The organism is Streptococcus mitis (genome assembly GCF_001579035.1).
Classification (GTDB): Bacteria; Bacillota; Bacilli; order Lactobacillales; family Streptococcaceae; genus Streptococcus; species Streptococcus mitis_J.
The window spans coordinates 287,845-302,716 of the sequence record NZ_KQ970285.1; the positions used below are offsets into that span (position 1 = coordinate 287,845).

General features: G+C 40.8%; 8 protein-coding genes and 3 pseudogenes. All 11 read left to right on the plus strand.

The annotated features are described in order from the left end of the window. Positions 1-173: 173 nt before the first annotated feature. Positions 174-6,797: pseudogene (locus SMIDD26_RS01420) on the plus strand (DUF1542 domain-containing protein); the annotation flags it as partial. Positions 6,798-7,100: 303 nt separating this feature from the next. Beyond that, on the plus strand, positions 7,101-7,874 hold the full coding sequence (locus SMIDD26_RS01425; protein ID WP_061438679.1) for a TatD family hydrolase: 774 nt from the start codon (positions 7,101-7,103) through the stop codon (positions 7,872-7,874). Then, complete coding sequence (gene rnmV, locus SMIDD26_RS01430; RefSeq protein WP_061438680.1) at positions 7,874-8,440, plus strand: ribonuclease M5; 567 nt, start codon at positions 7,874-7,876, stop codon at positions 8,438-8,440. Before SMIDD26_RS01425 ends, rnmV begins: the two co-directional genes overlap by 1 nt. Before the next feature lie 65 nt (positions 8,441-8,505). Continuing rightward, complete coding sequence (rsmA, locus tag SMIDD26_RS01435; RefSeq protein WP_061438681.1) at positions 8,506-9,378, plus strand: 16S rRNA (adenine(1518)-N(6)/adenine(1519)-N(6))-dimethyltransferase RsmA; 873 nt, start codon at positions 8,506-8,508, stop codon at positions 9,376-9,378. Position 9,379: 1 nt separating this feature from the next. Beyond that, entirely contained in the window at positions 9,380-10,258 is an 879-nt protein-coding gene (rsgA, locus tag SMIDD26_RS01440; protein WP_061438776.1) for a ribosome small subunit-dependent GTPase A, read from the plus strand. Between the two features lie 10 nt (positions 10,259-10,268). Further along, complete coding sequence (rpe, locus tag SMIDD26_RS01445) at positions 10,269-10,925, plus strand: ribulose-phosphate 3-epimerase (protein ID WP_061438682.1); 657 nt, start codon at positions 10,269-10,271, stop codon at positions 10,923-10,925. Then, positions 10,888-11,551: pseudogene (locus tag SMIDD26_RS01450) on the plus strand (thiamine diphosphokinase). The gene rpe and the pseudogene SMIDD26_RS01450 overlap by 38 nt, the downstream one beginning before the upstream one ends. A gap of 1 nt (position 11,552) precedes the next feature. Next, on the plus strand, positions 11,553-12,809 hold the full coding sequence (gene rmuC / locus SMIDD26_RS01455) for a DNA recombination protein RmuC (RefSeq protein ID WP_061438683.1): 1,257 nt from the start codon (positions 11,553-11,555) through the stop codon (positions 12,807-12,809). Next, positions 12,799-13,740: a 3'-5' exoribonuclease YhaM family protein gene (locus tag SMIDD26_RS01460; protein WP_061438684.1), complete on the plus strand. Its 942-nt coding sequence runs from the start codon at positions 12,799-12,801 to the stop codon at positions 13,738-13,740. Before rmuC ends, SMIDD26_RS01460 begins: the two co-directional genes overlap by 11 nt. Before the next feature lie 105 nt (positions 13,741-13,845). Continuing rightward, positions 13,846-14,673, plus strand: a complete 828-nt coding sequence (gene purR / locus SMIDD26_RS01465; RefSeq protein WP_001825276.1) for a pur operon repressor — start codon at positions 13,846-13,848, stop codon at positions 14,671-14,673. A 66-nt stretch (positions 14,674-14,739) separates the two neighbouring features. Beyond that, positions 14,740-14,872: pseudogene (locus SMIDD26_RS01470) on the plus strand (diaminopimelate decarboxylase); the annotation flags it as partial.

The window sequence follows — 14,872 nt, forward strand, 5'->3', positions numbered from 1 at the left end:
ACGGGNGGGGGGATTTATAGTAAAATAGGACTTGTACATCAATATAAAAGATTGATTTATTATAAGAATATTTTTATAAAACAATCATATCTTTTAGAAAAAAATGAATGGAGAAAGATGAAATAATGAAGTATAAGAAAGCTAAAAAGCAGTCGCCGAAAATGTGGAACCGTTTGGAGAAGTTTTCTATCCGTAAATTTAGCATTGGAGCGGCGTCATGCTTGATTGGGGCCATTACTGTGTTTGCTCCTTCGTCCCAAATAGTTAAGGCAAGTGGAGTAACTACCACGCAACCTAATGGTACTGATATTACTGTTTTTGCACACGGAGAGGACTTTCAGAAACTTAGAGGTACTTCAACAAGTATCTATAATGTCTTTCTTATGGATGTCGATACTTCTAAGTACACAAAAGAAAATCCAGTCGTTACTGTTACTCTAACTTTTAATCCTATAAATCAGGATGGGCAACCATCAATATTTTGGAGCGGACGACCAATGCATTGGTTTACCGTACCAGAAGGAACAGAAGAATTAGGGAAAGATAATAAATTTTCGCTAATAAATGCAAACGGAACTGCTGAATTTAACAATTGGAGTAGCTGGGGAACAAACTCACGTTTTGTACAAGGGACACATGCAACTACGTGGAAGAAAAATAATGACACCACTGGGGAAAAGTTAGGAAAATGGCCTACACAGAGTATAGCTGCAGAATTTAATAAAGTTTTAGGTCTTAATAATGATAGATGGTACAGGGATGAACCTGTTGATGTTCGAAACAGACTGAAAGACCTTCAATCCAAGAGTCAGAGTATCTATATTGATTGGGAACCCAGAGCTGCTAAAACTGTAAAGGTTAGTTATACGACAAAAGTAAAAGATCCCGAAAAGACTAAAGAGCTAACGATTGGTATGGGAATTTATCAACCTTCCAACGCTCAACAATACGCGCACGTTGAAACCGTCAAGCTTCCAGTCTTGTATAAGCTAAATGAAGCTTTTGAACCGAAAGTACCAGAACGTACAGAAGTTACAAATCCAACGAAACTTACAGATGAAGAAGTAAATGCTATTAAGGATAAAATTTGGGCTGTCAATCAGGATAACAACAGTAATCTTTTAACCACTAATAATGCTTTTAAAGATAATGTGGAAGGCGGTAAAAACTCAATTGTGATTGATAAAACGACTGGAACAGCGACAATCACTTATAAAGATGGCACTGCTGATACTATTGAAGGTTCTAAGTTGATTTATAAGAAACCAGAACCAGAAACAGAAACACCAAAACCTGTAACACCATCAACTCCAACTACAGACACTGTTGCTGCTGATGGATTGGTAACACGTGATAATGGTATTAAGTTTTATACTGATCCTGTAGAAGTAGATGATTTAGATAACATTCAAGTAAGTGATAGAACTAAGGCTTTAAATCAGTTTTTAAAAGCAAATTTGACTGATGCAGGTTATAATGAATATGACGGAGCTGTACCTAAAAATAATCTCAAGCCTAATGTTAGCTTTAATTTAGAGGATAACCGAAAGGCTACTATTAATTTTAAAACTGATGGAGGAAAAAGACAAGATTTTCTTACTATAGACCAAGAAAGACCTTTTAAAACTTTAGGAATTGTTCCTAAAGTATACCTATTCAAAGAAAAAGCAAAACCTAAATTTGATGTTGATGCCGCACGTGCTGAAGCAAACAAACTAATTGACTCGTTAGATAATTTATATCCAAAAGAGAAAACTGATTTTAAAAATGAGATAGCAAAAAAATCTACTCGTGCTGATATTGAAGCAGTTGTGAAAAATGCGACAGATAAAGCAACTGAAAATGCTGTTAAATTAGCTGAAATGAAAAAAGGAGCTAATGATAAGATTAATGCGCTTAATTATTTAACGAAAGAAGAAAAAGATGGTGCAATTAAGAAAATTAATTCTGCAACAATAAAACAGGGAGATGCTGATGTTGATACTGCGGCAACTCCAACGAAAACAGATACGGACGATAATCGTGACGCAACACAAGCTCGTTTAAATAGCGTTGTAGCTGGCTTTGTAGAAACAAATCTACGAAAAGCTAAAGAAAAAGCAACTGAGACTATTAACAATATTCCAGATGAAGATTTATCAACAGCTAAAAAGGATGAATATAAAGAACAGATAAAAAAAGCAACTGAAGTAGGTCCTGCAAGTACAGACGGAACTATTCTTAATATAGTGGACAAAGCTCAAAAAGAAGCGTCAGATGCTTTAGCAAAACGCACAAAAGACGAAGCAGATAGACTTCGTGAGCAATATAAGAATGAGATTGATAATATTCCAGGTTTAACTGAAGAGGAGAGAAACGAATATAAGAAAGAGATTGGTAACGCACCAAGTGTTGGAGCAATGGAATCTATCGTCAACTTTGCAAAATTAGCAGGTGAACGTAAAAAAGCTATATCAGAGATAGATAACCTACAATACTTAAATAATAAGCAAAAACAATCGTTTAGAGAGTTAATAGACAGTAGTGGCTCTAAAGAAGATATAGAAGATTATGTTTCACAAGCTAAACAGTTAAATAGTAAAATGAAACAATTGCAAGATTTAGCTACTGAAGCGCGTAAAATCAAACCAAAAGACGGTACTCCAGCAGAAAAATATACATCAGCAGATTCTACAAAACAACAGGCATTTGATACAGCGTTAGGAAATGCAGAAAGTGTATTAGATAAAGCGAATGGTGCAGATGAAGCTATAAGCAATGTGGAACACTTATTTACCGCGTTAGAAACAGCGATTAATGAATTAAAACCGGGTGAAAAAGTAACTATTCCAGTAGACAAAGACGCATTAAAAGCAGAATATGATAAAGGGAATTCTGTTAAAAATTTACCAGTTTATACCAATGAAAAAGATAACACAAAGAAACAAGCGTATGATACTGCATTAGTAGAAGCTAAAAAAATATTAGATAAAACTGATGCTACACAGGATCAAGTAAATAAAGCATTAGAAACTTTAGTAGAAGCTAAAGCAGGCTTGAATGGTAAAGAAGCAGAATTTACTTTAGGCAAAGTAGATGATAAGGCTGTACCTATTTCTGTAGCGCCAAGCGCTGGAACAGTGGTTTCAACAGAGGACCAAAAACTAATCAAGGCTAAGATTACAGGCATTCCAAACGGCGCAACAGTAATCTGTAAACCGATAGTAGAAGAATCGGGTAAAAAATATGTACCAGTAACAGTTACACACGAAAATGTTTCAAAAGACATTCAAATAGAAGTGGTTCAATCTGAAGCGTCTAAAACAACACCAACAGTAACGAATGGTTCAGTAGCAATTTCTGTAGATCCAGAAACAACGACAAATGTAACAGATCCAAACGATCAAGACGCAATCAAAAACGCAGTAACAGTACCAGACTCAGAACCACAACCAACTAATAAAGAAATCTTAAATGATGGAAGAATCGAAACAGGTACAGGTGACAATGCAAATAAGAAAGTCGTGAAAGTCAAAGTCACATATAGTGATGGTAGTTCAGAAAATATTGAAGTCCCAGTAGAAGGAACTGACGCAGCGAAAGCAACACCAACAGTAACGAATGGTTCAGTAGCAATTTCTGTAGATCCAGAAACAACGACAAATGTAACAGATCCAAACGATCAAGACGCAATCAAAAACGCAGTAACAGTACCAGATTCAGAACCACAACCAACTAAGAAAGAAATCTTAAATGATGGAAGAATCGAAACAGGTACAGGTGACAATGCAAATAAGAAAGTCGTGAAAGTCAAAGTCACATATAATGATGGTAGTTCAGAGAATATTGAAGTTCCAGTAGAAGGAACTGACGCTGCGAAATCGCCATTAAATCCTCCAACAACAAAAGTAAAAGTTGATAATCCAAAAGGTCTAACAGAAAAAGAAAAAACAGCAGTAGAAAATGCAGTTAAAGAAGCAAATCCAAGCTTAAAAACGAACACTAAAATTAAAGTAACTGTAGATAATACAGGAAAAGTAACGGTAACATACTCTGACAACTCACATAATGAACTTACAGCTGATAAGACTGTAGAGCCTAAAACAAAAGCCGAAAAAGCTACAGAAGCTAAAGCAGAGTTAGAAGAAGTTGCTAAGAAAGAAAAAGAAGATATTAAAGCAGATAATTCTTTAGATGATTCAGAAAAAGAAGAATTAAATAAAAAAGTAGAAAAAGCAAAAAATGATGCAATAGACAACATCGATGCAAAGACTACTGTTAAAGATATCGAAGACGCTAAGCAAAAAGGAGAACAAGCAATTAAAGCTGTTCATCAATCAGAGTTAGATAAGAAGAAAGCTGAAGCGAAAAAAGAATTAGAAACAGCAGCGGAAGCCGAAAAGAAAGAAATCGAATCAGACTTGACCTTGGATCCAGATACAAAAGTTCAAAAGAAAAAAGAGGTTGATAAAGTCAAAGAAACAGCAGAAAAAGCTGTTGAAGCTGCTGATACATCAGATGAAGTAACGGCTGCAACTAATGACGGTAAACAAGCAATTGCAGCTGTTCATACAGTAGATATTGATAAAGTTAAAGACAAGGCCAAAGCCAACTTAACAGAAGCAGCCGAAGCTGAAAAGAAAGAAATTGATGCAGATAACGGTTTAACTGAGTCAGAAAAAGATGCTTTAAAACAAAAAGTTGACAAAGTTAAGGAAGCTCAAGAAGACAACATCACTCAAGCAACTACAGCAGAAGATATAGCAAAGGCGACAACAGCTGGTAAACAAGCAATTGCTGGTGTTCATACTCCAACAGATATCAAAGACAAATCTAAAAAATTAAATGCACCACAAGAAAAAGTGAAGGTAAAAGATCTCAATCACTTAACAGATCCTGAAAAAGCTGCTGTTAAAGCTGCTGTTAAAAACGCTAATCCAAATCTATCAGACGATGATATTACAGTTGATGACAAGGGTAATGTAACATCTCCTAAAGGTTATTTATCACCAAAGGATGTAATTGTTCCAGCCTTGAATAAACCAACCGCACCAGTTACAGTTACGGATCCAAATCACTTAACGACTGACGAACAAAAAGAAGTTCAGAAAGCTGTTTCTGAAGCAAACAAAGATTCGAATTTAGCTCCAGATGATGTACATGTAGATGACAAGGGTAATGTAAAAACGAATAATAACGGGAATTTACCAGCAGGCGATGTAGTGACTCAAAAGTTGAAAAAACCTGCAAAACCAGTTGAAGTTGTTAATCCGAAAAAATTAACAGATACTGAAAAAGAAGAAGTTAAAACAGCTATTGTGGAAGCTAATAAAGATGCCAATGGAAATCCAACGGTAGCTCGAGAACAAGTAACAGTAGACGATGATGGTAGTGTTACAACACCGATTGGAAAATTGGACTCCGGAGATGTGGTGAAAGCAAAAACAGACACTACTCCTACCGACGAGAATACCGATCCAGCGGTAACTTTAAAAGGTGAAGATTTAGTTTCTGACTTACCAGAGTTATCAGTTCAAAATGCTCTTGTAGCAGGCGTAGTTACTGTTGAAAAAGGACAACCTTTAACTGACGAAGATATTAAAAAGCAGTTAGTTCTAACAGAAGATATGGTTGTTAATAGTATAAAAAAACCATCTACAACTGAAACTGGAAATAAAGAAGCCGAAGTTGAAATCACTTTAGCAGATGGAAGCAAAGTAACTGTAAAAGTCCCAGTTGTAGTAGTAGAATCATTAGAAAATGCTAATCCAGGCAACAACCTTGCTGAAGCGAAAGAAGAAGCTAAAAAACATGTAGAAGAAGCGGCTAATGCTAAGAATGATGAAATCAATAAGCGTACGGATTTATCAGACGATGAAAAGAAAGCAGCAACCGATAAAGTGAATAAAGCAAAAGATGACGCTAATACACAAATCGATAATGCTACAAGTTCTGGAACAGCTAAAGCAATTGGAGCTGCCGCTGCTGAAAACATTCAGAACTTCAATCCAAAACCTAATAATCCTGCAGAAGATGTTAAACCAGTTGATACTTCTAAGCTAGACGAACTAGACGAAGAAAAAGCGAAAGCAATCGCAGAAATCGAACAAGCTGCTAAAGATCAAATTAATGCAATTAACAATAATAAAGGCTTAACATCATCACAAAAAGCAGAAGCGATTAAGACAATCGAAGAATTAAAAGCGAAAGCTATTGAAGATGTTCGTAAGGCAACTATAGTAAAAGAAGTTCAAGATATTGTTAACACAGTGGTAGGAGAGATTAAGGCAGTTAATCCACAACCATATTCAGGATATAGTTATGGAGACGACATTCATTCATCATCTGATGCACAAGCAAATGCTGAAGCATTAGCAAATGCAAAAGAATCAGCTAAAAATGCCATTGAAAAAGCTGCCAAGGACAAGCAGGATGAAATCAAAGATGCATCGCTTTCTGATAAAGAACAAGCAGAACTTTTAGCAAAAGTGGAAGCAGAAAAAGAATCAGCTCTCAAAGCGATTGAAACTGCCAAAACTGTAGAAGATGTGAAGGAAGCAGAAACGATTGGCTTGCAAGCAATTGCTAGTGTTACAATTCCTAAGAAACCGGTGGCTCCTAATGCCGCTGCTCCTCAGGCAACAAGTGCACCGCAAGCAACTGCAGGAACAATGCAAGATGTTACCTACCAGTCACCTGCTGGCAAACAATTACCTAACACAGGTTCAGCATCAAGTGCAGCACTTGCTAGTCTTGGTCTAGTGGCGGCAACAAGTGGTTTTGCTTTGCTAGGAAGAAAGGCTAGACGTAGAAAATAGGACAGCTAGAAAATTCTATTCTCTACTTAAAGCTAGATTATAAGGGGGATTTGGAGAAGTCATCAATCCTACTGATGGGCGAGAGAAGAGAGAACCCAAGATAATCACACACTTTAGATGAATAGGGATATTCTATCAATGTAACCAGTCTCTTCTGTCTCTAACTGTGGGACAGGAGATGGGCAATATCGGATAGAAAAGCTAGCAGAATAGCTCTCTATTGAAGAGAGGAGGGAAACCGAAAAATTGGGTGCCCCTCCTCTTTTTTGGTATAATAGTAGATAGAAAACGAGGTTAGAAGAGATGATTTTTGATACACATACACACTTGAATGTAGAAGAATTTGCAGGTCGTGAGGCAGAAGAAATTGCCTTGGCTGCTGAGATGGGTGTGACACAGATGAATATTGTGGGTTTTGATAAACCGACGATTGAGCGTGCCTTGGAGTTGGTAGATGAGTATGACCAGCTCTATGCGACTATCGGTTGGCATCCGACAGAAGCTGGAACTTACACAGAGGAGATTGAAGCCTACTTGCTTGGTAAGCTCAAGCACCCCAAGGTTGTGGCTTTAGGTGAGATTGGTTTGGATTATCATTGGATGACAGCGCCCAAAGAGGTGCAGGAGCAGGTTTTTCGCCGTCAGATTCAGCTATCTAAGGACTTGGATTTGCCTTTTGTGGTCCATACCCGTGATGCGCTGGAAGATACTTATGAGATTATCAAAAGTGAGGGCGTTGGTCCTCGAGGTGGTATCATGCATTCTTTCTCAGGAACTCTTGAATGGGCAGAGAAGTTTGTCGAGCTTGGAATGACCATTTCCTTCTCAGGAGTGGTGACTTTTAAGAAGGCAACTGACATCCAAGAAGCAGCTAAAGAGTTACCTTTGGACAAGATTTTGGTGGAAACGGATGCTCCCTACTTGGCTCCTGTTCCTAAACGTGGTCGTGAAAATAAAACAGCCTATACTCGCTATGTAGTGGACTTTATCGCTGACTTGCGTGGTATGACGACAGAAGAGCTGGCGGCGGTAACAACTGCAAATGCAGAAAGGGTTTTTGGATTGGACAGTAAGTAATGAAAGAAAAAATTTCCCAAGTCATCGTAGTTGAAGGTCGCGATGATACGGCCAATCTCAAACGTCATTTCGATGTAGAAACCTATGAGACCCGAGGTTCTGCTATCAATGAGCAGGATATAGAGCGGATTCAGCGCCTTCATCAACGTCATGGAGTCATTGTTTTTACAGACCCAGATTTTAATGGGGAGCGGATTCGTCGCATGATTATGACGGTCGTTCCGACAGTGCAGCATGCCTTCCTCAAACGAGATGAAGCTGTTCCTAAGTCCAAAACCAAGGGGCGTTCTCTGGGAATTGAGCATGCCAGTTATGAAGACCTGAAAACGGCTCTAGCTCAGGTGACAGAACAATTTGAATATGAGAGTCAGTTTGACATCAGTCGTAGCGACTTGATTCGCCTTGGCTTTCTAGCGGGAGCAGATAGCCGTAAGCGACGAGAATATCTAGGAGAGGCTCTCCGAATCGGCTATTCCAACGGCAAGCAACTCCTCAAACGCTTAGAGTTGTTTGGGGTTACTTTGGCAGAAGTGGAAGAAGCTATGAAAAGTTATGAGAACAGCTAAACAGACCCCAAAATACAAGGGGAATGTGTTACAATAGTAGTAACAGATAATAGAAAAGAGAATAGATGAGAATTGCAGATTATAGCGTGACCAAGGCAGTGCTGGAGCGTCACGGTTTTACCTTTAAAAAGTCTTTCGGGCAAAATTTCTTGACGGATACTAATATTCTTCAAAAAATCGTGGATACGGCTGAAATTGATGACCAGGTTAATGTTATCGAAATTGGGCCAGGGATTGGTGCCTTGACGGAGTTTCTGGCTGAGCGTGCAGCAGAGGTCAAGGCCTTTGAGATTGACCACCGTTTGGTGCCGATTTTGGCAGATACCTTGCGTGATTTTGATAATGTGACCGTGGTCAACGAGGACATTCTCAAGGTTGACTTGGCGCAACATATCCAGAATTTCAAAAATCCTGACCTGCCAATCAAGGTAGTGGCTAACTTACCCTACTACATCACGACGCCTATTCTCATGCACCTAATCGAGAGTGGGATTCCTTTTAGTGAGTTTGTGGTTATGATGCAGAAAGAAGTGGCGGATCGCATCTCCGCTCAGCCGAATACCAAGGCTTATGGTAGCTTGTCGATTGCGGTGCAGTACTACATGACTGCCAAGGTTGCCTTTATCGTGCCTCGGACTGTCTTTGTGCCAGCGCCAAACGTGGACTCAGCCATTTTGAAAATGGTGCGTCGTCCAGAGCCAGCCGTAGTAGTAGAAGATGAGAACTTCTTCTTTAAGGTTTCCAAGGCTAGTTTTACTCATCGCCGCAAGACCTTGTGGAATAACTTGACAGGTTACTTTGGCAAGACTGAAGAGGTCAAGGACAAGCTGACCAAGGCTTTGGACCAAGCAGGTTTGTCACCAAGTGTGCGTGGGGAAGCTCTCAGCTTGGAAGAGTTTGCCAGCCTAGCAGATGCGCTTAAAGGACAAGGACTTTAAAATGCAGGGACAAATCATTAAAGCCTTGGCTGGGTTCTACTATGTAGAGAGTGATGGCCAGGTCTATCAAACACGCGCGCGTGGAAATTTCCGTAAAAAAGGCCATACTCCTTACGTTGGGGACTGGGTAGATTTTTCTGCCGAGGAAAATTCAGAAGGCTATATCCTCAAGATTCATGAACGGAAAAACAGTCTGGTCCGTCCGCCTATTGTCAATATTGACCAAGCTGTGGTGATTATGTCTGTCAAGGAACCTGATTTCAACAGCAATTTGTTGGATCGTTTCTTGGTTCTTTTGGAGCACAAGGGCATCCATCCCATCGTCTATATTTCCAAGATGGACTTGTTGGAAGATAGGGAAGAACTGGATTTTTACCAGCAGACTTATGGTGACATCGGCTATGACTTTGTGACCAGTAAAGAGGGACTCCTTCCTTTGTTAACAGGCAAGGTTACGGTCTTTATGGGGCAGACGGGTGTTGGGAAATCAACTCTTCTCAATAAAATCGCACCAGACCTTAAGCTTGAAACGGGAGAAATCTCAGACAGTCTGGGTCGCGGGCGCCACACTACTCGAGCAGTTAGTTTTTACAACCTCAATGGGGGCAAAATCGCAGATACACCGGGATTTTCATCCTTGGACTATGAAGTATCAACGGCTGAAGACCTCAATCAGGCCTTTCCAGAGATTGCCACTGTCAGTCGAGACTGTAAATTCCGCACTTGTACCCATACCCATGAGCCTTCTTGTGCGGTCAAGCCAGCAGTGGAAGAAGGAACTATTGCCAGCTTCCGTTTTGACAACTACCTGCAATTCCTCAGTGAGATTGAAAATCGCAGAGAAACCTATAAAAAAGTCAGCAAAAAAATTCCAAAATAAGGAGAAACCTATGTCTCAATACAAGATTGCTCCGTCAATTCTGGCAGCAGATTATGCCAACTTTGAACGTGAAATCAAACGCCTAGAAGCAACTGGTGCAGAATATGCCCATATCGATATCATGGATGGTCACTTTGTACCACAAATAAGTTTTGGTGCAGGTGTGGTCGAGAGCCTTCGTCCTCATAGTAAGATGGTTTTCGATTGCCACTTGATGGTGTCAAACCCAGAGCATCATTTAGAAGATTTTGCGCGTGCGGGAGCAGATATCATCAGTATCCATGTAGAAGCAACGCCTCATATTCATGGCGCCCTCCAAAAAATTCGCTCACTCGGTGTCAAACCTTCTGTTGTTATCAATCCTGGTACGCCTGTCGAGGCGATTAAGCACATCCTTCATCTAGTTGACCAAGTCTTAGTCATGACAGTTAATCCAGGTTTTGGTGGGCAAGCCTTTCTACCAGAGACCATGGATAAGGTTCGTGAGTTGGTTGCCCTTCGTGATGAAAAAGGTTTGAAATTTGAGATTGAAGTTGATGGCGGGATTGATGATCAAACTATTGCCCAAGCCAAAGAAGCTGGTGCGACCGTTTTTGTAGCAGGTTCCTATGTCTTTAAGGGAGATGTCAATGAGCGAGTACAAACTCTCAGAAAACAACTGGACTAGGGTTGCCGTTTTTGCCGGTGGAGACCGCGGACATTATCGAACGGATTTTGATGCTTTTGTTGGTGTGGATCGGGGCGTCGCTATGGGTCCTGGAAGAAAACCTTCCTATTGCTCTAGCGGTTGGAGATTTTGATTCTGTGACGGAAGAAGAGCGACAGGTGATTCAAAAACGTGCCCAGTATTTTGTCCAAACCCGACCAGAAAAGGATGATACAGATTTGGAATTGGCTCTCTTGACCATCTTTGAGCAAAATCCTCAGGCTCAGATCACTATTTTCGGTGCTTTGGGTGGTCGTATTGATCATATGCTAGCCAATGTCTTTCTGCCTAGCAATCCCAAATTAGCACCCTATATGCGCCAGATAGAAATTGAGGATGGGCAAAACTTGATTGCCTATTGTCCAGAAGGGACCAGTCAGCTAGAACCTCGCTCGGACTATGACTATCTAGCCTTTATGCCAGTTCGGGATAGCCAGCTGACCATTCTCGGAGCCAAGTATGAGTTGACAGGGGAAAATTTTTTCTTTAAAAAAGTGTACGCTTCTAACGAATATATAGATAGGGAAGTGTCGGTGACTTGCCCAGATGGCTATGTGGTTGTACTGCATAGCAAGGACAGGAGGTAGGATGGAAAGTTTACTTGTTCTATTATTGCTTGCCAACCTAGCTGGACTCTTTCTGATTTGGCAAAGGCAGGCTAAGCAGGAAAAACATCTCAGCAAGAGCTTGGAGGATCAGGCAGATCACTTGTCAGACCAGTTGGATTATCGCTTTGAACAAGCCCGACAAGCCAGCCAGTTAGATCAAAAAGACTTGGAAGTGGCTGTCAGCGACCGCTTGCAAGAAGTCCGAATCGAATTGCACCAAGGCCTGACGCAAGTCCGTCAAGAAATGACAGATAATCTCCTCCAAACCAGAGACAAGACCGACCAACGTCTTCAAGCCCTGCAGGAATCCAATGAGCAACGTTTGGAACAAATGCGCCAGACAGTCGAGGAAAAACTAGAAAAGACCTTACAGACACGATTGCAGGCTTCCTTTGAGACAGTTTCCAAGCAACTGGAGTCTGTCAATCGAGGCCTTGGAGAAATGCAGACAGTTGCCCGTGATGTCGGCGCCCTCAACAAGGTTCTCTCTGGAACCAAGACACGAGGGATTCTGGGAGAATTGCAACTGGGGCAAATTATTGAGGACATCATGACCCCTGCCCAGTATGAACGAGAATACGCAACAGTTGAAAACTCCAGTGAACGAGTGGAGTACGCTATCAAGTTACCTGGGCAAGGCGACCAGGAATATGTCTACTTACCGATTGACTCCAAGTTTCCACTGGCAGATTATTACCGCTTGGCAGAAGCCTATGAAGCAGGTGACAAGGACGAAATCGAACGCTGTCGTAAATCGCTTTTAGCAAGCGTCAAGCGCTTTGCCAAGGACATCAGGAACAAGTACATAGCACCACCTCGGACAACCAATTTTGGAGTTTTGTTTGTTCCAACAGAAGGTCTCTACTCAGAAATCGTCCGCAATCCGGTCTTCTTTGATGATTTGAGGCGGGAGGAGCAGATTATTGTCGCAGGTCCAAGTACCCTATCAGCCCTGCTCAATTCCCTATCAGTTGGCTTCAAGACTCTCAATATCCAAAAGAGTGCCGACCATATCAGCAAGACTCTTGCTAGTGTCAAGACCGAGTTTGGCAAGTTTGGTGGCATTCTGGTCAAGGCACAAAAACATCTCCAACATGCCTCTGGCAATATTGATGAATTATTAAACCGTCGTACCACAGCTATCGAGCGTACGCTCCGTCACATTGAGTTGTCAGAAGGTGAGCCTGCGCTTGATCTACTCCATTTCCAAGAAAATGAGGAAGAATATGAAGATTAGTCACATGAGAAAAGATGAGCTATTTGAAGGCTTTTACCTAATCAAATCAGCTGACCTGAGACAAACTCGCGCTGGGAAAAATTACCTAGCTTTTACCTTCCAAGATGATAGTGGCGAGATTGATGGAAAGCTCTGGGATGCCCAACCTCATAACGTTGAGGCCTTTACTGCAGGTAAGGTTGTCCACATGAAAGGTCGCCGAGAAGTTTATAACAACACCCCTCAAGTCAATCAAATTACCCTCCGCTTGCCTCAACCTGGCGAACCCAATGATCCAGCTGATTTTAAGGTCAAGTCACCAGTTGATGTCAAGGAAATCCGTGACTACATGTCGCAAATGATTTTCAAAATTGAAAATCCTGTCTGGCAACGAATTGTCCGAAATCTCTACACCAAGTATGATAAGGAATTCTATTCTTATCCAGCTGCCAAGACCAACCACCATGCCTTTGAAACGGGCTTGGCCTATCATACGGCGACCATGGTGCGTTTGGCAGATGCCATTAGCGAGATCTATCCTCAGCTCAATAAGAGCCTGCTCTATGCGGGGATTATGCTACATGACTTAGCTAAAGTTATTGAGTTGACGGGACCAGATCAGACTGAGTATACAGTGCGAGGTAATCTTCTTGGACATATCGCTCTGATTGATAGTGAAATTACCAAGACAGTTATGGAACTCGGCATTGATGATACCAAGGAAGAAGTCGTTCTGCTTCGTCACGTCATCCTTAGTCACCACGGCTTACTTGAGTATGGAAGTCCAGTCCGTCCACGCATTATGGAAGCAGAGATTATCCATATGATTGACAATCTGGATGCAAGCATGATGATGATGTCAACAGCTCTGGCTTTGGTGGATAAAGGAGAGATGACCAATAAAATCTTCGCTATGGATAATCGTTCCTTCTATAAACCAGATTTAGATTAATAATTTAAGAAAAATGAGCATTTTTTAGGACAAGAATGTTCGTTTTTTTATGTGAATATGGTATAATAGATAAAATATCAAAATTAAATGAAGTAGGAAATAGAAATGAAATTAAGAAGAAGTGATCGGATGGTTGTCATTTCCAACTATTTAATTAATCATCCTTATAAACTAACTAGTCTCAATACTTTTGCTGAAAAGTACGAATCCGCTAAATCATCCATCTCAGAAGATATCGTCATTATCAAACGAGCCTTTGAGGAAATTGAAATCGGTCATATTCAGACTGTGACTGGGGCTGGTGGAGGTGTCATCTTCACACCATCAATCTCAAGTCATGATGCCAAGGAAATGGTTGAAGATTTGCGTGCCAAGTTGTCAGAAAGTGACCGTATCTTGCCAGGTGGTTACATCTACCTGTCCGATTTACTTAGCACACCAGCCATCTTGAAAAATATTGGTCGCATTATTGCCAAGAGCTTTATGGACCAAAAAATTGATGCGGTTATGACAGTAGCGACCAAGGGTGTGCCACTTGCAAATGCAGTTGCCAATGTCCTCAATGTTCCCTTTGTCATTGTACGCCGTGACCTGAAAATTACCGAAGGTTCAACTGTTAGTGTCAACTATGTTTCAGGTTCAAGTGGTGACCGCATTGAAAAAATGTTCCTTTCAAAACGCAGTCTCAAGGCAGGCAGCCGTGTTTTGATTGTGGACGACTTCTTGAAAGGTGGCGGAACGGTCAACGGGATGATTAGTCTCTTGCGTGAGTTTGATTCAGAATTGGCTGGTGTAGCGGTCTTTGCGGACAATGCTCAAGAAGAACGCGAAAAGCAGTTTGACTATAAGTCACTCTTGAAGGTAACCAATATTGATGTCAAGAATCAAGCCATCGATGTTGAGGTTGGCAATATCTTTGATGAAGATAAATAAGAGATAGAACTAAAGGTTGGAACGATAGTCCCAGCCTTTCTTTGCAAATAGAATAGAAGGAAACTTATGAAAACACCATTTATTAATAAAGAAGACTTAGAAGCGATTGTTGCCGAGTTCCCGACTCCCTTTCACTTATATGATGAGAAGGGGATTCGTGAGAAGGCAAGAGCCGTCAACCAAGCCTTTTCGTGGAACA

What these genes read in the sequence shown, in the direction of transcription:
- SMIDD26_RS01425 (WP_061438679.1), top strand. Translation starts at nt 7,101, where the DNA reads ATGATTTTTGATACACATACACACTTGAATGTAGAAGAATTTGCAGGT.
- rnmV (WP_061438680.1), top strand. Translation starts at nt 7,874, where the DNA reads ATGAAAGAAAAAATTTCCCAAGTCATCGTAGTTGAAGGTCGCGATGAT.
- rsmA (WP_061438681.1), top strand. Translation starts at nt 8,506, where the DNA reads ATGAGAATTGCAGATTATAGCGTGACCAAGGCAGTGCTGGAGCGTCAC.
- rsgA (WP_061438776.1), top strand. Translation starts at nt 9,380, where the DNA reads ATGCAGGGACAAATCATTAAAGCCTTGGCTGGGTTCTACTATGTAGAG.
- rpe (WP_061438682.1), top strand. Translation starts at nt 10,269, where the DNA reads ATGTCTCAATACAAGATTGCTCCGTCAATTCTGGCAGCAGATTATGCC.
- rmuC (WP_061438683.1), top strand. Translation starts at nt 11,553, where the DNA reads ATGGAAAGTTTACTTGTTCTATTATTGCTTGCCAACCTAGCTGGACTC.
- SMIDD26_RS01460 (WP_061438684.1), top strand. Translation starts at nt 12,799, where the DNA reads ATGAAGATTAGTCACATGAGAAAAGATGAGCTATTTGAAGGCTTTTAC.
- purR (WP_001825276.1), top strand. Translation starts at nt 13,846, where the DNA reads ATGAAATTAAGAAGAAGTGATCGGATGGTTGTCATTTCCAACTATTTA.